At 71.8% G+C, this 23,630-nt stretch carries 20 protein-coding genes; 6 read left to right on the plus strand and 14 right to left on the minus strand.

Translation table 11 applies throughout. From position 1 onward, the window contains the following. Positions 1-44 precede the first annotated feature (44 nt). The 5 genes from ACZ64A_RS30210 to ACZ64A_RS30230 all read right to left on the minus strand — a co-directional run bounded on the left by ACZ64A_RS30210 (position 45) and on the right by ACZ64A_RS30230 (position 2,216). A complete protein-coding gene (locus tag ACZ64A_RS30210) occupies positions 45-383 on the minus strand; it encodes an RRQRL motif-containing zinc-binding protein (RefSeq protein WP_469814879.1) in 339 nt (112 codons plus the stop codon). Continuing rightward, the gene (locus tag ACZ64A_RS30215; RefSeq protein WP_469814880.1) at positions 383-1,390 is read right to left on the minus strand and encodes a DUF2637 domain-containing protein; all 1,008 of its coding nucleotides are present in this window, start codon (positions 1,388-1,390) and stop codon (positions 383-385) included. The genes ACZ64A_RS30210 and ACZ64A_RS30215 overlap by 1 nt, the downstream gene beginning before the upstream one ends. Beyond that, positions 1,387-1,680 carry a DUF6303 family protein gene (locus tag ACZ64A_RS30220; RefSeq protein WP_469814881.1) on the minus strand — a complete coding sequence of 98 codons (294 nt, stop codon included), beginning with the start codon at positions 1,678-1,680 and terminating at the stop codon, positions 1,387-1,389. The genes ACZ64A_RS30215 and ACZ64A_RS30220 overlap by 4 nt, the downstream gene beginning before the upstream one ends. Then, entirely contained in the window at positions 1,677-1,937 is a 261-nt protein-coding gene (locus tag ACZ64A_RS30225) for a DUF6284 family protein (RefSeq protein ID WP_469814882.1), read from the minus strand. Before ACZ64A_RS30225 ends, ACZ64A_RS30220 begins: the two co-directional genes overlap by 4 nt. Before the next feature lie 96 nt (positions 1,938-2,033). Then, a complete protein-coding gene (locus ACZ64A_RS30230; RefSeq protein ID WP_469814883.1) occupies positions 2,034-2,216 on the minus strand; it encodes a hypothetical protein in 183 nt (60 codons plus the stop codon). A gap of 790 nt (positions 2,217-3,006) precedes the next feature. Here ACZ64A_RS30230 and ACZ64A_RS30235 point away from each other — a divergent pair. Together ACZ64A_RS30235 and ACZ64A_RS30240 are read left to right on the plus strand one after the other, a co-directional pair. Continuing rightward, a complete protein-coding gene (locus tag ACZ64A_RS30235; RefSeq protein ID WP_469814885.1) occupies positions 3,007-3,780 on the plus strand; it encodes a GntR family transcriptional regulator in 774 nt (257 codons plus the stop codon). Beyond that, positions 3,777-4,373, plus strand: coding sequence for a GNAT family N-acetyltransferase (locus tag ACZ64A_RS30240; RefSeq protein WP_469814886.1), 597 nt, complete (start codon positions 3,777-3,779; stop codon positions 4,371-4,373). The genes ACZ64A_RS30235 and ACZ64A_RS30240 overlap by 4 nt, the downstream gene beginning before the upstream one ends. A gap of 61 nt (positions 4,374-4,434) precedes the next feature. Here the strand turns inward: ACZ64A_RS30240 and ACZ64A_RS30245 are convergent, their stop codons facing one another. The 6 genes from ACZ64A_RS30245 to ACZ64A_RS30270 all read right to left on the minus strand — a co-directional run bounded on the left by ACZ64A_RS30245 (position 4,435) and on the right by ACZ64A_RS30270 (position 11,955). Continuing rightward, entirely contained in the window at positions 4,435-4,770 is a 336-nt protein-coding gene (locus tag ACZ64A_RS30245; protein WP_469814888.1) for a hypothetical protein, read from the minus strand. Positions 4,771-4,864: 94 nt separating this feature from the next. Then, on the minus strand, positions 4,865-5,989 hold the full coding sequence (locus ACZ64A_RS30250) for a hypothetical protein (RefSeq protein WP_469814891.1): 1,125 nt from the start codon (positions 5,987-5,989) through the stop codon (positions 4,865-4,867). Between the two features lie 653 nt (positions 5,990-6,642). Next, the gene (gene tatA, locus ACZ64A_RS30255) at positions 6,643-6,837 is read right to left on the minus strand and encodes a Sec-independent protein translocase subunit TatA (protein WP_469814892.1); all 195 of its coding nucleotides are present in this window, start codon (positions 6,835-6,837) and stop codon (positions 6,643-6,645) included. A gap of 67 nt (positions 6,838-6,904) precedes the next feature. Further along, positions 6,905-8,677 (minus strand): LCP family protein, encoded by a 1,773-nt coding sequence (locus ACZ64A_RS30260; protein WP_469814894.1) that lies wholly within the window; start codon positions 8,675-8,677, stop codon positions 6,905-6,907. A 104-nt stretch (positions 8,678-8,781) separates the two neighbouring features. Next, complete coding sequence (gene mgtA, locus ACZ64A_RS30265; protein ID WP_469814896.1) at positions 8,782-11,583, minus strand: magnesium-translocating P-type ATPase; 2,802 nt, start codon at positions 11,581-11,583, stop codon at positions 8,782-8,784. Positions 11,584-11,592: 9 nt separating this feature from the next. Further along, positions 11,593-11,955: an ArsR/SmtB family transcription factor gene (locus ACZ64A_RS30270; protein WP_469814897.1), complete on the minus strand. Its 363-nt coding sequence runs from the start codon at positions 11,953-11,955 to the stop codon at positions 11,593-11,595. A 171-nt stretch (positions 11,956-12,126) separates the two neighbouring features. Here ACZ64A_RS30270 and ACZ64A_RS30275 point away from each other — a divergent pair, with 171 nt between their 5' ends. Further along, positions 12,127-12,519, plus strand: coding sequence for a BlaI/MecI/CopY family transcriptional regulator (locus tag ACZ64A_RS30275; RefSeq protein ID WP_469814899.1), 393 nt, complete (start codon positions 12,127-12,129; stop codon positions 12,517-12,519). 3 nt (positions 12,520-12,522) lie between these two features. After that, the gene (locus tag ACZ64A_RS30280) at positions 12,523-13,569 is read left to right on the plus strand and encodes a M56 family metallopeptidase (protein ID WP_469814901.1); all 1,047 of its coding nucleotides are present in this window, start codon (positions 12,523-12,525) and stop codon (positions 13,567-13,569) included. Positions 13,570-13,605: 36 nt separating this feature from the next. Here ACZ64A_RS30280 and ACZ64A_RS30285 read toward each other — a convergent pair whose 3' ends face one another. Then, a complete protein-coding gene (locus ACZ64A_RS30285; protein WP_469814903.1) occupies positions 13,606-14,214 on the minus strand; it encodes a hypothetical protein in 609 nt (202 codons plus the stop codon). A 208-nt stretch (positions 14,215-14,422) separates the two neighbouring features. Here ACZ64A_RS30285 and ACZ64A_RS30290 point away from each other — a divergent pair, with 208 nt between their 5' ends. Further along, a complete protein-coding gene (locus tag ACZ64A_RS30290; RefSeq protein WP_469814904.1) occupies positions 14,423-14,635 on the plus strand; it encodes a DUF4287 domain-containing protein in 213 nt (70 codons plus the stop codon). Positions 14,636-14,903: 268 nt separating this feature from the next. After that, positions 14,904-19,292, plus strand: a complete 4,389-nt coding sequence (locus ACZ64A_RS30295; RefSeq protein WP_469814905.1) for an nSTAND1 domain-containing NTPase — start codon at positions 14,904-14,906, stop codon at positions 19,290-19,292. Here the strand turns inward: ACZ64A_RS30295 and ACZ64A_RS30300 are convergent. Continuing rightward, a complete protein-coding gene (locus ACZ64A_RS30300; protein WP_469814906.1) occupies positions 19,289-19,978 on the minus strand; it encodes a hypothetical protein in 690 nt (229 codons plus the stop codon). The genes ACZ64A_RS30295 and ACZ64A_RS30300 overlap by 4 nt on opposite strands. Positions 19,979-20,020: 42 nt before the next feature. Continuing rightward, the gene (locus ACZ64A_RS30305) at positions 20,021-23,350 is read right to left on the minus strand and encodes a FlgD immunoglobulin-like domain containing protein (protein WP_469814907.1); all 3,330 of its coding nucleotides are present in this window, start codon (positions 23,348-23,350) and stop codon (positions 20,021-20,023) included. Positions 23,351-23,630 lie beyond the last annotated feature (280 nt).

Below are 23,630 nucleotides of genomic sequence, written 5' to 3' on the forward strand. Positions count from 1 at the left end.
GGCCGGGGCCGTGAGAAGTGCCGGCCGGGCCTGCCGAATGAGCTTCAGGCGGCGCGCTGTTCCTCGGGGAAGGCGCAGGTGGTGCACATGCCGAGCTGGGCGGGGATGACGTATCCGGCATCCCGGCGACACTCGGGGCAGGTGCGGCGGGCGGCGTTCGCCCGCTCCAGTGCCGTCCACTTCGCGGGCGTCATCGGACGTACGGGCTTGGCCTGCTCGATCGAGTACAGGTAGGCGACCAGCGGGCCGCGCCGTCGCCGCGGCCGTTCGAGCTGGGCGGCGACGTCCTGCCCGCCGGGCCGCAAGCCGTGGGCGCGCAGCTGGCGGCGGGTGGCCAGTCCGTCAGGGGCGAGGCGCCACAGGTAGACGGGGATGGTGGCCATCAGCGGCTCGCGATGGCCAGTTCAGCCCCGCCCGTGCTCGGGTCGCGGTGCTCGGCGTAGCGGGAGGAGACCCAGCCGACCGACCAGCCGCACAGCTCCGCAGCCGAGCGCACCGACAGCCCCGCACCGAACGCGGCGGCCACGATCGAGCGTGCCTCGTCCTCGGCGAGCTTCTCGGTGGCCGGCCCGCGCTCCAGCAGTGCGGCGCGTTCACGCTCCGCCCGCTCCTCGCGCTCGCGCTGTTCACGGCGTTCACGCTCGGCCCGCTCCGCAGCCTCCCGCTCGCGGCGCTGGGCGGCTTCCCGTTCAGCGCGTTCACGCTCCCGCTCGCGCTGTTCACGCTCGCGTTCACGGCGTTCACGCTCCTCGCGCTCGGCCTTCTCGCGGGCCGCCTCCCGCTCCATCTCCTCGCGGCGGGCACGTTCCTCCCGCTCGGCCTGTTCGCGGGCCAGGGCGGCCTCGTGTTCACGCTGTTCACGCGCCAGCGCGGCGGCGTGCTCGCGCTCCTCCCGGGCCTGCCGGCGGGCCGCTTCCTCACGCTCACGGGCGGCCTGCTCGGCCCGCTCACGCTCGGCCCGCTGCCGCTCCTCCAGCGCCATGACGGCGGTGGTGATGGCGCGGCGGTAGGCGAGCCCGGTCTCCGCGGTGACGATCAGCAGCAGCGGCGCGACCGCGTGCACGGCCACGCCGACCAGGTCTTTCTTCAGCGCGGAGTCGGCGGTGTTGAGGGCCAGGGTCATCACACCGGTCATCCACCGCAGGGCGATGGGCCAGGCGCCGCCGTGCCCGCCCAGGCGGGCGAGCACCGAGTCCAGCCGGACCACGATCACCACCGCGGCGTCCACCACTAGGGGCAGGATGGGGGCTGTCCAGTCCCACTTCTCAGGGGTGTGTGCGGCCATCAGTGGGGTGACGGTGAGGATCGAGTACAGCATCGCGCCGCACACGATCAGCCACGTGCCCACCGACAACGCCTTCTCCGCTGAACGGATCTGAACACTGTTCACGCCGCGCCCCTATCGCCGGTCGGCTGAACGGTCGTCCTGGCGATCAGGAGCACCGGCGAGGAAGGGTCGGCGAACATCTCGCTGTCCTCGATCCATTCCCAGCCCGCGCCCTGCGCCACCTCGAAGCCGAGCGCGCCGAGCGCCTCCGCGCGCTCCGTGAGCGTTGGCACGGGAGCGACACGGCCGAAGTTGTGCTCAGGCCACGGTGCACTCGTGTTCAGCAGGGCCACGTACAGGCGCCAGCGGCCCGAGCGCGTGGACATCTGAGCCGTGAACTTCCCCGCCTTCACGCTGCCTCCCCGGCACTCGCGCGGTTGGCCAGCACCGCCCGCTCGCTCAGTACCCGGTGCAGTGCCGTGCGCAGGCGCCGCTTGTCCAGCTCGCTCGGCGTGCGGTCCATCAGCGCGATGCGCACGTCCAGCAGCTCGACCTCCGCGAGGATCAGCGGCATCTCGCCCTCGACGGCGTCCAGCTCCGCGGCCGTCGGCTCGCGGTCGTACTCATCAGCGGCGGTAACAGGCGCCTGAACAGCAACGATGTGCCTCATGGGTCGTGGTTCCTCTCGACAGGTTGAACGGCCCGACAGCGCCCTCCGGAGTTGCCGCTCCGGGGGGCGCGCGCCGTTTGGGATTGCGGTCGCAGGTCAGCGGCGGCGGAAGGCCCAGGTGATGAGGCCGCTGACCTGGTCGGTGCAGTCGGTGACCTTCCCGGACTCCAGCTCCTCCGCCCGAGCCTCGTAACGCTTGGCCGCGTCCTCACGGCCGTGAGCGCGCTGCACGGCGGCGGCCTCGCGGTTGTCGGCGGCGGCCTTCTTCAAGCGGTCCATCGACAGTCCTCTCGACTTGTTGTGAAGCCCCTCGCGGCTCCCCGCACCCCCGCCCGAACGGACTGCCGCGGCAAGCGCGGCCCCGGTCGGGCAGGAGAGGCAGCCGGCCGCAGCGCAGCGCTGCGAAGCCAGGGACGGACCGAAGTGCGTAATGGGCGCCGCCGGCCGGTCCCGCCGGCGGCGCCTTGGTATGTCGTCGGTTCACACCGACCTCCCGCAGATCGCAGGGTCACGGCTTCACCGGTCCGCCGTGGCAACGGCAGGACCGGTCCCGAGCCGGAAGAGTCGGGCGCGTCATCGTCACTGCTCTGACACCAGCAGGGCGGTCTGCACGAGTCGGTGCAGGTTGGCGTACCGCCAACGGCTTCACCCGGCCGTCACGGGGGCGGTCTCACTCTTGCCGCCACGTGCATTGGAGCCCCGCTGTACTGCCCCACACCCGACACCGGGTGGCGCCTGCCAAGCGCGTAGAGGGAGAGCCGCGTCCATCACAGCGGTTTGCCCCCGGGCCCTCGCCCTAGGCACCTACCGCGACCGCCGCTCTCGCGTCGGCTCCGCACGATCACTGTTCAGTTTTCAAGTCCACAGGCGCTTCCTCGGTACTCGCCCACCGCGGGGCTTTTCCTCGGGCGCTTCTCAGCACAGCAGGGCAGACTTAGAGGTCTTGCACCTCCTGCTCAGCTTGTAGGTACGAGCTGATGCAGTGATGCTGCACCCACGGACAGTGAGTCGTCAAGCGATTCGGAGCTACATGTACCAACGAGTTGCGCGAGTGCGTCATGATGGGGGCATGAACAAGCAGCCGAAGTACCGCCAGGTCGCTGACGCCCTGCGACGAGAAATCGACAACGGCACGTTCCCGCCGGGGTCGCGGCTGCCGTCCGAGAACGAGCTACAGCAACGCTTCGATGCCTCCCGCAACACCGTGCGGAACGGCCTTAGCCTGCTGGTCAGCGAGGGTCTGATCACGTCTAGCCAGGGGCTTGGCTATGACGTCCGGGCTCACGAGGTCTTCGAACTCAACGCGTCCAAGTTCGAGAACCTGCAGTTCCCGCAGAATGGCGACGCGTACAGCACCGACGTGACGGCTGCCGGTCGCCGCCCGCACCAAACGTTTCGCGTTGAGGTGTCTCCTGCCTCTGACGGCATCGCGCAGCGGTTGAGGGTAGAAGTCGGCTCGAAAACTGTCCTGCGCTTCTGCCACCGGTACGTGGATGACGTGCCGTGGTCGACGCAGGCGACGTACTACCCAGCCTGGTTGGCTGATGAGTCGCCCCGCTTGGCAGAGCCCGGCGACATCGAAGAGGGCACCACCAGGTACCTGGCGAGCCGGGGCATTGAACAAGTCGGCTACTTCGATGAGATCGCAACCCGCATGCCAACGCCTGAAGAAGCGCGACTGTTGGAGACAGGACCTGGCGTTCCGGTACTGCTCTGGACGCGTACCGGCTACTCGGCGGAGCGGCCCATCCGCTGCACCATCACGACCTTCCGCGGCGACCTGAACCGGATGAACTACGAGATCGGCGACCTGTCCGCCCGGCAAGAGAATGAGCCCCAGTGAAAATCACTTCTGCGCAACCTGAGGACCTGTCCAAGCTGCTGGCCTTTCGGGAAGAGGCAGCAGCTTGGCTGTCCCGCCTCGGAACCGATCAGTGGCAGCGACCGTACCCGGCCGACAAGCTTCTCGAGTCCATCAAGGCGGGCACCGTCTTCATGGTGAGGGACGGAGACATTACGGCGGCCACCATCACCTTGACTCCCGACGCAGAGGCGGGACTGTGGACTGAGGAAGAGTTGGGCCAACCATCCCTCTTCATCAACAAGCTCACTGTGGCTCGCACCCATGCGGGACGAAATTTGGGTGGCCGCCTGCTCGACTGGGCGGCAGACCGGGGTTATCGCGCCGGCGCCGAGTGGCTGCGTCTGGACGCGTGGACGACGAACGAGAGGCTTCAGGAGTATTACCTGCGCCAGGGGTTCAGGCACATCCGGACCGTACTCAAGGGCGTTGCGGTAAATGGCGGCCCACGCGTCTCCGGATGGCTCGCCCAGCGAGCCGCGCGGCCCGCGGAACACGGATTTACCGATGAAACTCCGGCACCACAGCCAATGCCCGACGCGACCGCCCACCCGGTCGATCGTCAGTGCCCCTGATGAGCGGCAGCAACAGGCACGTGGTGCTGATCAGCGCGGCACCACGAGCTTAGCCCGGCTCTCAGTCCGTCGGCCCGAACTGCCAACCGCGCTTCTCGGCCTTATCGCGCAAGACACTGGCACGTCGCTTCTGCTGCTTCGGGCTAGGAACGCCCTTGTAGTCCACAAAAGCATGCCCCGGAGGACGCTGCTCGCCGTCGTCAACCTGAGAGTCGTCAACGGCGCTGAGACCGACGTCCTGCACCTCGGCAACGTCAACGCAATAAACGCCAACTGACTTAAGGCCCATCACCTCGGTGTGATGCTGATGAGCGGCTTCCGCGGTAACGATCGAAGCCCGCGTCACGGACAGCTCGCCCGAGTCCTTAGGTGTTGGACTGAAGAGTTGGCTGGTCACTCGCCCATCATGGACCCAGACCGGATGGACTTGGCGCCACAGCCTCTCTTCCTGATCCGTTATTTCGGACTCACCAGGACGAAGGTTCGGGCCGTCAGTCGGCATATTCAGTGATCCCCCCGATCACGAACTCTGTAATCTCACTCAACTGTCGCCAGTGGAAAGTGCGGTCACTCTCGCGATCGTCTTCCTTGGAGAAGGCGTACGCCTCGACCTTCTCATCTGCCGTAACCGTTAGCGTCACCTCGCCGGCCGAGTAGGGCCACTCAAGCTGTACGCCCCCATGCTCCGTCGGGTAGATAAAGGGACGCTGCACTTGCTCGTCCAGGAACTCGAGCAGGAGTGACTCCACCTCTCGCAGAACCTTGCGGCTCACCTGCTGCCCGACACCATCCAGCCAGCCAGCTTCAAGATCATGCAACTCGGAAAGGCGATCCGACCACTCCGCCGGAAGAACCGGCTCAATCGACAGGACATCCTGAATTTCGATGACGTGCCCATCAATCGACTGAATAGCCACAGCGTTGAGGGCAACAGTCGGTGCCATTGTTGACAAGTCAAGGTATTGCTTGAGATCTGGGACGATATCGTCCGAGGAAAAGCGGCCTGTAACCTTATCGCCACGAGTCAGACGAAACTCGAAGACTCCCTTGTCCGGGCTAACACTGACTACTTGCCCTGAGACTAGTGTCTCAATCTCGAACCTTTCGAGACGCGCTAGCTCATGGATTTGGCGACGGACAGATTGCGAGTAAACAACAGTATTCGACGAGCCGCCATCGAACTCGATGACCTCATCCTCCTGCAGACTCCTCCCGAAGCGGGAGAATTCACGCAGTGCGTGCGGCGGAAAGTTGCGCGGGATACCGGACCCGTGCTGAATGGACCGCAATGCATCCTGAATTACAATCCGCGCCTCTTCAAAAATCCCCGCTTCGCGATCATCGAATAGCACGTCAGCCTCAACGTCGGTCCGCTCCAAGACCGGGACCACACTACCTCGCTGAATGTCGGCTAGACGAAGCGAGAAGGAAGAGGCAAACCCCCTGGGGACACGCTGCCGTGATGCGTGACGCTGCTTGTAGAGCCCCCGGGCGACATCCACCACCAAGCGCTCATATCTGGCGAACTCGGCCAAGACCTCGACAGGCAGGCCAGGCTGCTCGTAGCGGCCACCCCGCAAGCGCCATGATCCAAATGCCCGACTGTTCTCGCCCATACCCCCCACCCTACTGAGACTGCGCTAGCACCCCCGGTGTCTCAGTCCAACATTTTCCCCTGATGCCCCCTCAGAAGCAATCGAACAACTCCCTCAGATGGGCGCACCCCTTCGGCGACGGCTGCCCATGCTGAAGGAGGTCCCTCGTCCAGCGAGCCCAGGTCTTCCCCATAGCTGCCCGCTGCGCGATGTCAGTGGCCGCGTCTCTCGTCTCATCTGCGAGCGGGTGGCTGGCACCGGGGGCCAAACGGGGGGCCAACCGCTGCATCCACTCCCGGATCGATACGGACGCTAGTGGACTGCTGCCACAAGCCAGTGACCAGGCGGGCGAGATCCCATACAAGGTCACGGCGGCGCTGATCGCGTTCGGGACGAAGAGGTCGTGGGTTCAAATCCCGCCACCCCGACAGTGAAGTACAAGGTCGGACCCACCTAGGAACGTTCCTAGGTGGGTCCGATTCGTTTTGCGTGTCTATCTGCGTGACTACCGCTCCGAGGCCCGCTAAAGATGCCGCCCATGACCACGGCGCCGGTCGGGGCCGGGCCGTGGTCACGCGCCGGCGCCGCCCGTCGTGTTCGGTCCCACGGTCAGGGGGTGACCAGTACCGTCCTGCACGACATCCACGGGCCCGTCGGCCACGCTCAGCCGATGCTCACCGTTCGGTCGCTTCGGTGAGGGGGGTCGGGGTGTCTGCGTCCGTTTTCATCGCCCTGGCCTCGCTCTTGAGGATGCGCAGGGACTTGCCCAGGCCGCGGGCGGCTTCCGGCAGTTTCTTGGAGCCGAACAGCACGATGATGACGATCGCCACGATCAGCAGGTGCCAGGGCTCAAGGCCGTTGCGGAGCATGCGGTCCTCCGTGAGTTGGGTGGCCCATCTTACTTGCCTTGTTGCGCAAGCGAGTAGGTGAGGTGGTTCACGCGTCCGAGTCCGGTTTCGACCGGGCCGCCGCGTACGCCTGCGCCGGAGTCATCGGTACGCCGTTCAGCTCCACCGTCTTGTAGGGGCTGACCTTGGCGCACGTCTTGGCCTGGTCGGCCGTCTGGGCGTGTGCGTCGGCCGTGGCCGCCTTGGTGTCCGCAGGGGCGGACGCGGTGGCCGGGTAGCTCGTGCCGGACGGCCAGTCGCTGCCGATCACCAGGGTCAGGGCCGTGCCCGAGCCTTCCTTCAGGTGCGAGGTGGGCAGGTTCAGCGCCTTTGCCACCGTCTCGGCCTGCGCCTTCTGCCCCGAGCCGTAGGTCAGGGTCGTCGCCGCGGCGCGGCTCGGGGCGTTCGCCGTGCCCGCGCTGCGGCTGAAGCCCTGCTCCGTCAGCGCCGACGCCACCGCGGAGGCCCGGCCGCTGATCGGCGTGCCGTTCTCCACCGTCACCGCGATCTGCGACGCCGGGACGGGCGGCGTGGACTGCTCGGAGGACGCGTCACCGGCGGGCGAGGCCGCCGTCGAGGGCTTCGCGCCCTGGGGCGCCGACAGCGACTGGTCGTTCGCCATGGTCGCGAACAGGGTCCTCGCGCCCGGGCCCACCACCACACGGTCGCGGTTGCGCGGGTCGGGGGCCGTCTGCATCGTCGTGAACGTCATGGCCTTGGTCGGGACCTTGTCCACGTCCGTCGCCAGGGCGACCAGCTTGCGCACGCTGCCGAGGCCGTCGTCCACGGTCAGCGCCTTGGTCGCGGCGTCGGCGAGGCCGTAGACCGCCGTGGGGTCGGTGAGCGTGCCCGCGCTCTTGAACTTCCGCAGCATCGCGCTGAGGAAGATGTGCTGGGAGACGGTACGGCCCAGGTCGCTGCCGTCGCCGAAGCCGTGCCGCGAGCGGACGAACTGCAGGGCCGCCACGCCCTTGAGCGTGTGGGAGCCCCGCGACAGCTTCAGATGCGAGTAGGTGTCGTAGACGTTGTCGCTGACGCAGACCGAGACGCCGCCGACCGCGTCGGACATCTTCACCACGCCGGAGAAGTCCAGCTTCACGAAGTGGTCGATGGGGATGCCGGTGAGCTGGTGGACGGTGGCCACCTGGCACGCGGGGCCGTATTCCAGCGCGCTGTTGATCTGGCCGTAGTAGCCGGGCGTCGAGCGGCCGGTCTCGGCGTTCCTGCACGCCGGGACCTGGGTCATCGTGTCGCGCGGGATGCTCATCACGGTTGCGTTGGAGCGGTCCGCGGATATGTGCACCACCATCTGCACATCCGCGTTGCTGCCGGTCTGCACCCCGGTCTTCGCGCAGCCGCCGCCGAGCTTGCAGTCCTCCTCGCTGGTCCGGCCGTCCGAGCCCATGACCAGGATGTTGATCGGGGTGCGGCCGAAGGCGTCCGCCGTCTCCGTGCCGCCCTTGCCGTCCAGCGAGACGCTGTTGATGTTGCCGTTCAGGTGCTCGTAGAACCACCAGCCGACGCCGGCCGTGACGAGGACGAGGAACGACAGGCAGATGCCGGCGGCCCTCAGCAGCCGCCTGCCCCGGCTCGGCTGCCGGGACCGCCGCCGTGGGCTGCCGTGCGGGCGGGAGCGTCCGTGCGGGCCGGTGCCGTCACCCCGGCGCTCCGGTCCCCGGGACGCCGGCCGGTCCGCCGTACGGCGCCTGCCGTCCGGGCCCGCTGTGCGGCCGCCGTCCGCCCCGGGCCCGCGCGCGCCGGGCACCTGGGTGCCGCGGTGGCGCGTGGTCTGGCCGCCCGGACCGTTCCACGGCTCGCTCATCTGCCACTCTCCCTGAAACGGTCGGGCGTGTTGCTTGCGTGATTGCGCAATCTAACAAACATGGAGCCGTGGCAGGACGGCACCTGCCCGGTACCACCAACCCTTTACTGGGGAGGCACCTGCGCGGCGCACGGTTCCGCGACGTCCGTCACACCACGTCCTCCCGCAGGCCGCGGCGCCGTTTCGTAACGTGCCCTCACCGCCAGCAGGCACACCGCGTACCCGGCCAGGCCGGCGACGAGCAGGGCGTAGTACACGACCGGAAGGACGGGCAGGCCGAGGGCCGGGCCGAGCGGGGACGGCGGGAGCCCCAGGCCCACGACGACCAGGGCGAACGCGGCCCAGGCGACCGGCCCCGGCCGCCGCCGGATCCGGCCCCGGCTGCCGTACGCCCCGGCCGCCCGGCGGCCGCCCCGCAGCAGCAGCATGACCAGGGCCTGGGTGAGGAGGTTCTCCGTGAACCAGCCCGAGTGGAACACGGCCTGGTCGTCCCCGGTGCCCGGCCCGTCCAGGGTGAGCGCGAGGACCGCGAAGGTGGCGAGGTCGGCGACCGCGTTGAGGGCGCCGAACGCGGTGAGGAAGCGCAGCATGTCGCGCGGCCGCAGCACCGTCGGCCGGCGCAGCACGGCCGGGTGCGGGCGGTCGTGGGCGAAGGCGAGCTGGGCGGCGTCGAAGAACAGGTTCTGCACGAGGACCTGGGCCGGGAGCATCGGCAGGAAGGGCAGCAGCAGTCCCGCCGAGAGCATCGCGATCACGTTGCCGAGATTGGAGGACAGCGTGACCCGCAGATACGTGGCGATGTTGCCGCCCGCCCGCCGGCCCGCCGCGATGGCGTGCGCGATCGCGGTGAGGTCCTTCTCGGCGAGGACGACGTCGGCGGCCTCGCGGGCCACGTCGGCCGCGTCGCGCGGTGCGATACCGACGTCGGCGGCGCGCAGCGCGGGCAGGTCGTTGACGCCGTCGCCGAGGAATCCGACGGTGTGCCCGGCGGTGCGCAGGGCTCCGGCGATCCGCGCCTTGTGCTCGGGTGTGCAGCGCGCGAAGACGGTCGTACGGCCGGCCAGGCCGGCGAGGTTCGCGTCGCTGAGGGAGTCCACGCGGTCGGCTGTGACGACGGCGTCCTCGGTGACCAGGACGCCGAGGTCGCGGCAGGCGCGGGCGGCGGTGGCCGGGTGGTCGCCGGTGAGGATCTTGACCGTGACGCCGCTGCCGGCCAGGTCACGCAGCGCGTCGGCGGCGCTCGGGGTGAGCGCGTCGCGCAGGGTGACCAGGCCGCGGAAGCCGAGGCCGCGTTCGTCGGCCGGGGTGTAGGGGCGGGTACGGGCGGACCGCTCGGCGGTCGCGACCGCCAGGACGCGCAGCCCGTCACCGGCGTGACGGGCGGCGAGGTCGAGGGCGCGGGCGCGCTCGGCGTCGGTGAGCGCGCACCGCTCCAGGACGGACACGACGTCTCCCTTGACGACCAGGGTGTGCGTGCCGAGACGGCCGGGCGTGCGCACGACGGCTGTCGAGAGGCGCCGGACCGGGTCGAAGGGGAGCGCGGCGACACCGTCGTACGCCGTGAGGGCGGGGGCGTTGTCGTCCGCGCTGGTCATGGTGCCCGGTGCGGTGTCGTGCGCCGCCGGGCCGTCGGCAGCCACCGGCAGGGCCGCCTCCAGCAGCGCGTCGTCCAGGGCGTCCGGTTCCGGGAGGTCGGCCAGGTGCAGGGTCCACCAGGCGTTGACGGCCGCCCAGAGCAGGACCTCCGGGTCGTCACGGCCTGCCGGGCCGACGGCGCCGTGGACCACCGGGCGGTCCTGCGTGAGGGTGCCCGTCTTGTCCACGCACAGCACGTCGGCCGCGCCGAGGTCGTGCAGCGCGGGCAGCCTGCGGACGATCACGCCGTGGGTCCGCGCGAGCAGCGAGGCGCCGCGGGCGAGGCAGGTGGTGACCAGGACCGGCAGCATCTCCGGTGTCAGCCCGACGGCCACCGCGACGGCGAACGGCAGCGTCTCCAGGCCGCGGTCGCGCAGCGCCGCGTTGGCCATGAGGACCAGCGGCGGGGTCAGCAGCATGAAGCGGATGAGGATCCAGGAGATGCCGTGGACCGACCGGTCGAAGGCGCTCGCCGGCCGACGCTCGGGCTGCCGGGTGTGCGCGGCGGCGAGGCGGGTCCGCGCGCCGGTCGCGGTGACCACCGCGGTGGCGCTGCCGGAGACCACGCTGCTGCCCTGGAAGCAGTACTGCGGCTGCTCCGGGCCACCGGCGATCCCGGCCTCCGTCCCCTCGGCCACCTCCGCCGCCCCAGCCACCCCGGTCGACCCGGCGGCCTCGGCCGACTTGGCCACAGGCCCCGACTCCCCCGTCAGTGCCGACTGGTGGACCGTCAGGCCGCGGGCGCGCAGCAGCCGTACGTCCGCCGGCACCAGGTCGCCCGGGCCCAGCCGGACGACGTCGCCGGGGACCAGTTCGCCGACCGGGATCTCGCGGCTGACGGGCGCCGCGCCCTCGTCGGGGCGGCGCCGCACGGTGGCCGTCGTGGCGACCAGCCGCCGCAGCGCGGCCGTGGACCGGTCGGCCCGGTGCTCGCCGCTCGCGCGCAGCGCGCAGCTCACCGCGACCAGCAGCAGGATCACCGCGGCGGTCCCCCAGGCGAGGACGGCGGCCGACACCAGCCCGAGGCAGAGCAGCACCGCGGTGAACGGTTCCCGCACGCTGCGCGCGAACAGCCGCGGCCAGGAGGCCGCGCGCCGTGCGGGCAGGACGTTCTCGCCCCAGTGGGCCAGCCGCTCCTGCGCCTGTGTCTCCGTCAGGCCCCGCGGGCCGCTGTCCAGCGCACGCAGGACCTCCAGCACCGTGCCGGGAGCACGGCGGCCGGCGTCCCGCGCCGCCGCGCCCGGTCCCGGGGCCACGGTGCTCTCAGCCACCGGTCGCTCTCAGCCGCCGATCCGGCGCAGCCGGTGGGCCGGAACGGCACTGTGCTCGGAGCGGGCGGTCATCTGGCCGACCATCACCCGGACCAGCGTGACGATGTCCGGGTCGCCGATGTAGTAGATCTGGCGCCGGCCCTCGCGCCGGGAGCGGACGAGCCCGGCGAGCTTGAGTTTGGCCAGGTGCTGGCTGACCGCGGGCAGCGCGCCGCCCACCCGGTGCGCGAGGTGCGTCACGTCGCTCTCGCCCTGCGCCAGGGCCCACATCAGGTGGAGCCGGGCCGACGACGCGAGCAGTCCGAACGCGGCGGCCGCCTCCGCCAGCACCTCGGCGGGCGGGTCCTCGAAGCCCCCGACGCTCTCCGTCACAGCCCTCTCCCGTCCCACCCTGTTTCCCAGCCCGCGCCCGTGCGCCCACCCATCGTAGAAGGGCCGGGCCACCGCCTTCGTTCGTACGGCGGTGAGCGGTCACGCCCTTTGTACGATGTGACGCCCACCCGGGGGGAACACGGGTGAGCCGAGGCGCAAGGGAGGCAGCGCGTGCGGGAACCGGAACCGGGGTCGCCCCGTCGGCGCAGGGCCAACGGCACGCTGGAGACGCGGGTGCTGGCCGCGCTGCACGAGGCCGGCGGGCCGGTGACGGCGGGCTGGGTGCAGGAGCGTCTGGCCGCCGGCCTCGCCTACACCACCGTGGTCACGGTGCTGGCCCGTCTGCTGGCCAAGAACGCCGTCACGCGCCGGCGCGAGGGACGGTCGTTCGTGTGGATGCCCGCCGCGGACCCGGCGGGGCTCGCCGCGCTGCGGATGCGCAAGGTCCTCGACGGTGAGCAGGACCGCCGGGCGGTGCTCGCCAGCTTCGTCACCGGGCTGCCGGAGGGCGACGAGCAATTGCTGCGCGAACTGCTGGACCGGGCCGGTGGCGAGGAGCACTAGCGGATGGGGATCTTCGTCTTCCTCCCGCTGGTGCTGCCGCTGACCGCGTGGCCCGTCGCGCGCCTGGCGGAAGGGCGTCTGGCGGAGGGGCGCCTGCATCCGCGGACGGCAACGGTGCTGCTGACCGGCGTCGCGGCGGTCATGGCCCTGTGCAGCACCGTGTGCCTGGCGCTGCTGATGGTGGTCGGCACCGCGCAGCTGCCGGGCAATCCCCTGCCGGACGGCTGGTCGGATCCGGAGGTCCGCGAGAGCGTGCCGCGTCACGAGGTCGCCGGGAAGGCCGCGATCCCCGTGCTGCTGGTGGTCGTCGGCGCCTGCGGCCGGGTGCTGCTGCGCCACTGGCGGGTACGGTGGCGCGCCCACCGCGCCCTGGCCGGGCTGCCGCCGCGCGAGGTCGCCGTGCTGTCCGATGCCGAGCCGTACGCCTACGCCCTGCCCGGTGGTCCACGCGACCGGGTCGTGGTGTCCACGGGCATCCTGCGCTGCCTGACCGCGCGCGAGCGCCGGGCCCTGTTCGCCCATGAACGGGCGCATCTGGCCGCCCGGCACCACCGCCATCTGCTGCTGGTGCGGCTGGCGGCCTGCGCGAACCCGTTCCTGCTGCCGCTGCGGACCGCCGTGGCCTATACGGCGGAGCGCTGGGCGGACGAGGAGGCGGCGCAGGCCGTCGGCAGCCGCCGGACCGTGGCGCGGGCGATCGGCAAGGCGGCACTGGTCTCGCGCGACGCACCGGCCCCGACAATCGCCGCCTTCACCGGGCCGCCCGGCGGTGCCACACCGCCGCCCCCGGTATCGGCGTCGGCCCCCACCTCTCCCGCGGCCCCGGCCCCGGCCTCCGCGCTCGCCGCCTTCGCCGCTCCCGGGCCGCTGCCCCGGCGGGTCGCCGCGCTACTGGGGCCGGCGCCTGCCGTGCGGGCGTGGCCGTCCGTGTTCACCACCGTCGGCCTTGCCCTGTGGACCGCGGCCACCGGGGCCGTGCTGTCCGCGCTGTTCTCCGCCAACTCGGCCGTCACCCTGCTGTGCCTGCTCCGCGCGGCGACGCCCCTGTGACCGTTCTGACCAGTGTGACCGTGTGACCGGTGCGGCTCAGGACACGCTCTTCGGTGCCTGCTCCCCGCTCAGCGCCTCCTCCACCCGGCCGAGCAGGAAGGGCACGACCCCGCGCTCGAGCAGGGCCCGTTCCCACCGCTGCCTGGCCCTGTCGGCCGCCGTGTCCGCCGTTCCCCTGGGGCCCGTCGCCCACAGCCAGACGACGTCGGCGACCGTCGCTCCCACGGCCAGGGCGCCGATCAGCAGGCCGGCCGTGAGGAACCCGTCGCCCAGGTAGGGGTGGCCGTCGAAGGCGCGCAGGCCGTACCCGGTCAGCAGGAACGCGGCCGCCACCACCGCGGAGACGCCGGGCAGGAGCACCGCGGGCGGAGACAGGACCCGGCGTGCGCCGGCCGGTCCCGCGGCCGCGTCACCGGCGGGTGCGCACGAGGTGGGCAGCAGACGGGCGTAGTCCCGGTACTCCGTCTCCGCCGCCGCGGCGATGGCGGTACGCGCCCGCACCGCCCGGATGCGCAGCTGCTCCGCGTCGACCACGCCGGCGGCGCGGTCGAGGGCCTCCCGGACCGGTCCGCACGCCAGGGCCTGGTCGAGCGCCCGCTCGAAAACGACGGCGAGCTCCGGCGCCGGCGGTCCACCACACGTCATACGTCCCCCGATGAAGGTGAGGACTGGCGAGTGTAATGGTTCGTGGGTTGCGCAAGCTTGAAAGACAAACCAGTGGGTAGCGGCACCTGCGGGAGGCCGTAATCCGCGTGTGACGCAGCCCACTCGCGCCGGCCGGTCAGTTTCCGCCCGGTCAGCGGTCATAAGGGGTGAGACAGAGCGAGCGACAGCCGACGAAGGAGCCGCGGAGATGACCGACGCCGTGAAGGGCCCTGCCAGTTACTTCCCCGCCATCGAGAAGAAGTACGGGCGCCCGGTCGCCGAGTGGCAGGACGTCATCCGGGCGGCGCTGCCGGCCAAGCACATGGAGCTCGTGCGCCTGCTCAAGACGGAACACGGGCTGGGCCACGGCCACGCCAACGCCCTCGTCGCCCACACCCTGGCCGAGACCGGCAAGGCGTAACCCACGTCCCCGTGGTGCGCCGGCGAGCCCGCGCCCCGCACCGTCCGGCACCGGTCCCTCCCCTCGTGGGGACCGGTACGGACGGCATCGACCCGGGCCGTGTCGGCGGTCGGCGCGGATCGAGAGCGGCGGATCTGGGATCCTGCCAGAGCGGGCCCGTCCGAAGGAGACCGAGCCGTCCGTCCGGCGGCGTACGCGCAGGTCAGGCGTATAGGGTGAGTTTTCCGGTCCGGACGAACGACGCGGGGGAAGTAAGGGGTGGGACACCTTGAGTTCCGACTCAGGGGCACGCACGGCCTTCGCGGAGCGGCTCGCGCTGCTGTACGGCGAGGCCGGTAACCCGCCGCTCAAGCGCGTGGCCGAAGCGGTGGTCCGGCTGCAGCGCGTGGACGAACGGGGGCGGCCCGTCCGTGTCTCCGCCCAGCGGATCAGCGACTGGCGGCGGGCGAGGAACGTACCCGCCCAGTTCCCCGCCCTCGCCGCGGTGCTCCAGGTGCTCATCCCGCAGGCGCGCCGGTTGCAGCCCACCCCGGTGAGCCCCGGCCTGTACGACCTCGGCGAGTGGCAGCGGCTGTGGGAGAGCGCGGTGGCCGACCCGGTCGCGGAGCGCGCCGCGCACTCCGGGCAGGACCCGCCGCAGCCCGAGGAGAACGCGTCCGTGCCCGGCGGGGTGTGCCCCTACCGGGGTCTGGCCTCCTACCGGCAGCAGGACGCCCGCTGGTTCTTCGGCCGGCAGCGCAGCACGGACAGCCTGGTGGAGCTGCTGCGCTCGACCGAACGCACCGGCGGACTGGCGATGCTGGTCGGCGCGTCCGGCGCGGGGAAGTCGTCCCTGCTGAACGCCGGTCTGGTGCCCGCGCTGCGGGACGGCGTGCCGGACGGCAGCCCGGCGCGGACCGTGGTGCAGATGGTGCCGGGCGCCCATCCCCTCGCCGAGCTGCGCCGCCGTATCCCCGGGCTGCCGACGGCGTCCCCGGGGCCGGCCGGGGCGGTACCGGCACCGTCCGCGCCCCTCGCCCAGGGACTGCCCGCGGCCGCCCACGACCGGCGCGCGGACGGCGACGCACCGCCCGCGGACCACCGCGGACGGCCGGGCGTCACCCAGGACCTGCCCGGCGGCCCCGACGCCATCCGGAGCGCCGTCGCCGCCTGGGCCGAGGCCGCCCGGCCGGCGGCGGAGGCCGGGAATGGGCACGGGGACACGAACGGGGACGGGGACGGGGACGGGACCCGGAGTGAGGCCGGGGCCGAAACCCCTGACGAGCCCAGCCCTGGAGGCGAGACCAGCCCCGGACACGAGACCGGCCGCGAGCGCGAGACGAACACCGGAGGCGAGACCGGCCCCGAGCGCGAGGCGACCGGTCCCGGCGGCGAGACCAGCCCCGGACGAGAGACCGACCCCGCACACGAGACCGGCCCCGGACACGAGACCGGGCCCGGACACGAGACCAGCCCCGGCCGCCGCCGTGCCGCCCCTCGCCCCGTCGTCATCGTCGACCAGTTCGAAGAGACGTTCACTCTCTGTGTCGACGAGGACGAGCGGCGCGCCTTCGTCCGGCTGCTGCACGACCTCTGCGCGGGCGAGGATCCCCCCGTCCTCGTCGTCCTCGGCATCCGCGCCGACTTCTACGAGCACTGTCTCGCCCATCCCGAGCTCGCCGACGCGCTCCAGCACCGGCACATGGTGCTGGGGCCGCTGACCAGCGCGGAGCTGCGGGACGCGGTGACCGGTCCGGCCAAGGCGGTCGGTCTGGAGCTGGAGTCGGGGCTGGCCGAGCTGATCGTGCGGGAGGTCGGCTCGGACGGCCCGCGCGGAGCGCACGACGCGGGGGTGCTGCCGCTGCTGTCGCACGCCCTGCTGGCGACCTGGCAGCGGCGCAAGGGCGGCCGGCTGACGCTGGCCGGCTACCGGGCGGCGGGCGGTATCCAGGGCGCGGTGGCAGCGACGGCCGAGCGGGCCTGGGCGGAGCTGGACCCGGCGGCGCGGGCCGCCGCGCGGCTGCTCCTGCTGCGGCTTGTGCGCCTCGGCGAGGACACGCAGGCCACCCGGCGGCGCGGCACCCGGCGGGAGCTGACCGCGGAGGCCGCCGATCCGGACAAGACACAGGAATCGCTGGAGGCGCTGGTCAGGGCCCGGCTGGTGACGCTGGACGCGGACACCGTGGAGATCACCCACGAGGCGCTGCTGCACGCCTGGCCGCGGCTGCGCGACTGGATCGACGAGGACCGCTCCGGGAACCTGCTGCGCCAGCGGCTGGAGGAGGACGGCCGGGCCTGGGAGACCTCGCACCGCGACTCGTCGCTGCTGTACCGGGGCTCACGGCTGGAGCAGGCCCGCAGCTGGGCGCACGACGCCGGTGACGCCCTGCTCACCCGCGTCGCGGTGGAGTTCTTGGCCGCCTCGGTACGGCTGCGCCGGCGCACGGTGTGGATCAGCCGGGCGGCGGTGTCGGCGCTGGTGGCGCTCGCGGTGGTGGCGGCCGGTGCGGCCGTGGTCGCCTGGCAGCAGCGCGACGACGCCGTCTTCGAGCAGGTCGTCGCCGAGGCGGACCGGGTGCAGGACACCGATCCGTCGCTGTCGGCGCAGATCGACGTGGTGGCGCACCGGCTGCGGCCGGGCGACGAGGGCACCCGCAACCGGCTGCTGTCGATCGTGAACGCCCCGCTGGCGACGCCGCTCGCCGGGCACACCGGCGCCGTGTACCTGACGTCGTTCAGCCCGGACGGGCGGGTGCTGGCGAGCGCGGGCTACGACCGCACCGTACGGCTGTGGGACGTGGCCGACCCGCGGCGGCCGAAGCCGCTGGGGAGGCCGCTGACCGGGCATGCCAGCTGGGTGAGCAGCGCCGTGTTCGGCCCGGACGGCCGCACCCTGGCCAGCGCCTCGGACGACGGCACGATCCGGCTGTGGGACGTCGCCGACCCGGCCCGGCCGCGCCCGCTCGGCGCGCCGCTCAACGCGCACGCGGGGACGATCTACCTGCTGGCCTTCAGCCCGGACGGCCGCACCCTGGCCTCCGCCGACGAGGACCACACGGTACGGCTGTGGGACCTGGCCGATCGGGCGCGCCCGAAGCAGCTCGGGGAACCGCTGGCCGGGCACGGGGACGCCGTGCGCTGCGTGGCGTTCAGCCGGGACGGGCGCACCCTGGCGGCCGGCGGGGACGACGCGGTGATCCGGCTGTGGGACCTGTCCGACCGGCGCCGCCCGCGGCAGCTTCCGGCGGAGCTGACCGGGCACCGGGCGACGGTGCACTCGGTGGCGTTCAGTCCCGACGGGCGGACCCTGGCCAGCGGCAGCGCCGATGACACGGCCCAGCTGTGGGACGTGGCCGACCCGCGGCGGCCGCAGCGGCTCGGCGCACCGCTGACCGCGCACGCCGGCCCGATCTGGTCGGTGGCCTTCAACCCGCAGGGCACCCTGCTCGCGGCCGGCAGCGCGGACTCCACGGCGAGCCTGTGGAACGTGACCAACCCGGCGTATCCCTCGCAGGTCGGCCAGCCGCTGGCGGGCGGCAGCGGGGAGATGTACACCGTCGGCTTCAGCCGTGACGGGCGGACCCTGGCGACGGGCAGCGGGGACGGCCGGGTGCGGCTGTGGTCGGTGCCGACGTCGGACATGGCGGGGCACGTCGGCGCCTTCCGCCCCGACGGCCGCGTGCTGGCCACGGCCGCCGAGGACGGCCTGGTCCGGCTGTGGAACGTGACGGCTCCGGGCCGCCCCGCCCGCCTGGGCGAACCGTTTCCTCCCGGGCACGGCCACATCCGCCGGATGGTCTTCTCCCCCGACGGGCACGTGCTCGCCGTCCTCATGGCCAGCAGCGAGATACGGCTGTGGAACCTCACCGACCCCGCGCACCCCGTGCCCTACGCCCCGCCGATCGCGCTGCGCATCCGCTACGCCGGCGGCGACGCGCTGACGTTCAGCCCGGACGGCCGCGTCCTGGCGTCCGCCTACGACGACCGCACCATCGGGCTGTGGAACGTCAGCGACCCGGCCCGCCCCCGTCCGCTCGGCACACCGCTCACCGGGCACCAGGGGTACGTCTACTCGCTCGCGTTCAGCCCGGACGGCCGCACCCTGGCCAGCGGCAGCGCGGACGCCACGGTCCGGCTGTGGAACGTCACCGACCCCGCCCGCACCGTGCCACGCGGCCGCCCCCTCACCGGGCACCGCGGGCCGGTCAACGTCCTCGCCTACAGCCCCGACGGCCACACGCTGGCCAGCGGCAGCGACGACGACACGGTCCGGCTGTGGGACGTCACCGACCCCGGCCGCGCCACCGGCTTCGCCCGCCGGCTCACCGGCCACACGGAGGCGGTCGTCTCCCTGACGTTCAGCCCGGACGGCGCCACCCTGGCCAGCGGCGGCAACGACACCACGGTCCGGCTGTGGGACGTGGCCGACCCGTCCTCGGCCCGGCCGATCGGCGCTTCGATGAGCGCCCGCGCCCGCACCGGCAGCTTCCTGTCGTTCTCCCCCACGGGCCGCATGCTCGGCATCGCCAGCGGCGCGGACACGGTCCGCCTGTGGAGCCTGGACGTCGACACGGCGATCGACCACATCTGCGCGACCACACGAGGCGTCCTGACCCCGGAGAAATGGCACGAATACCTACCCCGCCTGTCGTACGACTCCCCGTGCGCGAAGCCCTAGTGCAGGGTGGCGAGATCCAGTACGTCGGCGGTGGGCGGCGGATGGGGGGCGAACAGCGTGCCGAAGCCGCTGAAGGTGTCGACGCCCCCGGCGTGCGCGGCGGTGTCCCGGTACGTGATCCGCAAGGGATACGGCGTCCCCGTGGCCGCGACGTACACCGTGTATGTCACCCCGTCACCGGCCACCCGCACCGCAATCGCCCGGACGCCGTCGACGTCGGCGGGCCCGCCCTTGGTGGCCCGCCCCCGGGTGGCCCTGTCGAGCAGGACGACTGGAAGGCCGCAGTCGGCCAGCCCGTCGGCCCCCCTGGCGGCACTGACCGGGCTCTTGAGCCAGGGCTTGGTGCGGACCGCAGGGTCCGTCGTGCGCCCCCATATCTCCAAGTAGGCGTCGTCCGGGTGGAGATAGTCCGTGTCACCGAGCCGGATCTGCGCGATGTGGGCGCCCGTGGGCATGCTCCCCCGGTAGACGCATCTGTTCTTGAGGTCGGTGGTCAGACGGCCCTGAAAGGCACGGTTGACGAGCCGTCTGTCGACGGTCACCGAGCTCACCGCCCGCAACGCCCCCTTGGCCTGCGCCAGCAGCTCCCCGGCGGTCCGTGTGTCCTGCGCGGGACGGTCTCCGCCGCCACCCGCGCACCCCACCCCCACGGCACCCAGCGCCACGCACGATGCGAGCGCCCTCACTCGTCTTCTCACGGTCCCCCCAGATGTCCGAGCGCATGTCGTTCAGCCCGTGTAGTAGCCGAAGACGTCCACGATCGCCTCGGTGGAACCGGAGTGGTTGTACAGGTAGACCTTGCCGTCCACGAGCGGTACCACCACCAGGTTCCCGACGGTTTGGCCCGGCAGCAGGTTGAGGTGGGACACCTTCGGTGTCCCGGGCCGGGTCGTCGCTGCCACGTACGTCGGTGACGTGGCCGCGGTGGCCGTCACGTTCAGTACCACTGCCGACGCCCCGCCGGCCGGGACACCGCCGTTCCCCGCGAGCTGCAGAGCCACGCTCTGGCCCGGGCGCAGTTGCCGCCCGCCGAGCCCCTGCCGGGTGTCCATCACCCTCGCCGGCGGCAGCGGCCGGAACCGCAAGCCCTGGGAGGCGGTGGTGGTGAAGTAGCCCGACACGTCGGCCAGGAGGTTCACGGTTCCCGCGTGGTTGTACAGCGTGACTTTGCCGTCCCGCACGGGGACGATCACCGCGTTCGCGACCGTCCGGCCCGCCGTCAGGTTCAGGTTCGACGCGCTGGAGCGCTGGGTTCCGTACGGGTAGGCGGACACGAAGCTCGCCGACGTCGGGTTGGTCGCCGTGAGGTTCATGACCACCGCCGACACCCCGGTGGCCGGTATCCCGCCGCGCCCGGCGATCTGCACGCTCACCGTGCGCCCGGCGCCCACCTCGGCCTTCGGCACTCCGAGGCCGCTGCGCGTGTCCAGTACCCGGGCCGGCTCCACGGGCCTGAACCGGTCTCCCCCACCGCTGAGGGTGTAGTAGCCGGCCACGTCCGCGATCAGGTCGACCGTTCCCGCGTGGTTGTACAGCGTCACCTTGCCGTCCCTGACCGGGACGGTCACCAGGTTGGGCACGGTCCGCCCGGCGGCCACGTTCAGGTTCGAGGAGGCCGGCCGCTGGTCCCCGGGCGGATAGGCCGACACGTACGTGACCGAGGAGGCGTTGGTCGCCGTCACGTTGAGCACGACCGCCGACACCCCGGCCGGGGCCACTCCGCCGCGACCGGCGACCTGCAGGGTCAGGGTGCCGCCGGGGCCGACCTTGGCCTTGGGTGCGCCGACACCGCTGCGAGTGTCCAGCAGCCGTGTGGGCGCGACGGGCTCATAGGTGCCCAGGCCACTGTGTGTGAGGAACACCTGCCCGGTCCGGCGCAGCTCGCCACCCACCCCGTCGGCGGGCGCCGCGTTCAGCTCCCAGCGGTAACCGCCGTCGGTCAGGCCGGCACCGGTCTCGTCCTTGCCGTCCCACACCGCCTGCACCACGCCGCGCGCCTCTCCTCCGCGCAGCGTGCGCACCGCGGCGCCCGCCTGGTTCCTGACGGTCACCGTCCAGGACGCGGCGGGCTTGTTCAGCCACCACTTGCCGGTCCAGGACGCGCTCGCAGCGGCATCACGGTCGAGGGTCTCGGGGAGGGAGGAGTCGAGGACGGACAGCGCGGAGGCGGGGATGCCGGTGGAGACGACGTGCAGGCGCTCCTGTTCGTCCGCGTAGGAGACACGGCCTCCGAAACGGTCCACGGCCCAGGCGCCCGCGTAGCGGGACGTGCTTCCGAGGACGCGCGTCGTGCCGGTGCCGCGCAGCGGGGTGAGGGACAGCACGCCGCCCTTGGAGTGGGCGAGGTATCCGTCGCCGAGCTGCGCCGCCTGGAAATCGTGCCCGGGTACGGGGATGTCGGTGCCGGTGGTCAGGTCGCGGACGCCCGACTTCTTCTCGTAACTGCACTCCCAGTACAGGAACGAGCCCCACACCTGCAGGTCCGACAGGTCACAGTCGGAGACCTTCAGCGACCGGGTGACCGCTGCGGAACGCACGTCGACGACGTCGACCACGCCGGGCGTCAGGGTCTCGTGCCACAGAGTGCCGCCGACGAGGGCCATCTCCTGATTCCCGTTGTCCGGACGGCGCAGCAGGACCTGTTTCGTGTCCAGGTCGGCGACCTGCATCTCGTTGTTGTAGGCGTAGTACGCGATGTGGCGGCCCGATGCCCGTCTCGACGGGCCGTAGGAGCGCGGCAGCTCGGTCACGGGCGTGCCGGGAAGGCTTTGCCCGGCTTCCACCACGTACGTTTCGCCGTTGGCTCCGCCGTACACCGTGCGGCCGTCGCCCGTCTGGTCCTGCCAGGTGCACTCGATCTTCGAGGGGCAGACACCGTCAGGGGCGAGTTCCCGGTTCGGACCGGCGGCCGGTGCACCGCTGACGGTCAGCTCGCGCTCACGCGTACGCGACGTGGTGTACGGCAGCGTCTCGTTCGAGAGCAGGACACCGTTGGCGGCCATCATCTGCCAGTGCCGCGTGGGCGCGAGCGGAATGTCGGCGACCTTGCTCACCGCGGGCTCGCCGCCGGGCCCGGCTTGAACGAGGTGGACCGTGCGCTCACTGCCGGGGCCGGACCGCGCCGCGATCACGCGTCCGTCGGAACCGACCAGCGTTTCCCCTGTGATCCGGTCGAGGACGTCCTGCTGCGGTGCGTCGCCCGCCAGCGGCCGGACGACCAGACGGTCGCCGCCCTCGCCGGGGACGCGGACCAGGATGCGGTCACCGAAGAGGGCGACCGGTGTCCCGCCGGCCCAGTCGACCTCATGAAGCGGCGCGGAGAGGTCACCGAGAACGTCCCAGATCCGGAGGCGGCCCGGGGCGGGGAAGGTGAACAGGTACCGGTCCGCCCTCACGTTGGTGACACCGGAGGTGGACGTGCCGAAGTCCACCGGTCGTGTGGTGAACGCACGGTCGACCCATACGTGCTTCACCGCGCCGTCGACGGAGTAGGAGAGGACGAAGCCGTACGGGTTTCCGTTTCCGCTGCCCCTGAAGAACGTCCGAGGCTGCGCGCCCTCGGGCAGTTCGAGCACACGGTCCGTCAGGGCCCCGTGGTCAGGGGTCAGCAGGTGCCAGATCCAGGGCTTCTTCTCCTCGTTGGTGACGAGGGACTGTCCGAGCGTCGTCATCAGCTGCTGCCCCGACGGCACCTTGATCTTGTGCACCGCCTGGCCGGCCGGGTCCCACAACAGGGCGGTGTACTGGGTGTCGAAGCTGACGATCACGTCGGTGCCGGTCCCTCTGGGATACGACAGGGGCATCCGGGTCCGGCTGCCGTCCGCGTAGGAGTACCAGGTGTATCCCCCGTCGGACGAGCCCTGGACGAAGCCGGTCAGCCCGACGATGGGCAGCTTGCCGGCGTCCGGCGCCACGGACAGCTCCGCCGGAATCACCAGTTCCGTAGCGTCGTCCGCCGTTGCCGTGCCCGCCGCCGCCGGTATCAGAGCGACGACTGCCGCAGCCGTGGCCAAAACGGCCGCCGTGCTGCGCACACGCCGGCTCTTGATGACGCGCAAGAAACCCTCCCCCACCCCAACGCTCACGCGGGCTCCCCACCCACCGCAAGTGCGCCGAGGCTACCAGCACTTCGAACGCGATCGAACACCGGAATTCGGTGCCGTTCCCCGGCGCCGGGCAGGCCGTGGCCCGTGGCTCCCCGGCGTGCGAGGGCCCTTGTTACGCTGGCCCCGGCCCGGTCGCTGGTGGTTCCCCCGTCATCAGCGGCCGGGCTCCTTGCTGGGCAGTGGGGGGGCTTCGGTCGGCTCGTCTGTGTCGTTCGTCTGTGATTCGGAAAGG

This window comes from Streptomyces sp. NPDC104814 (assembly GCF_055583185.1).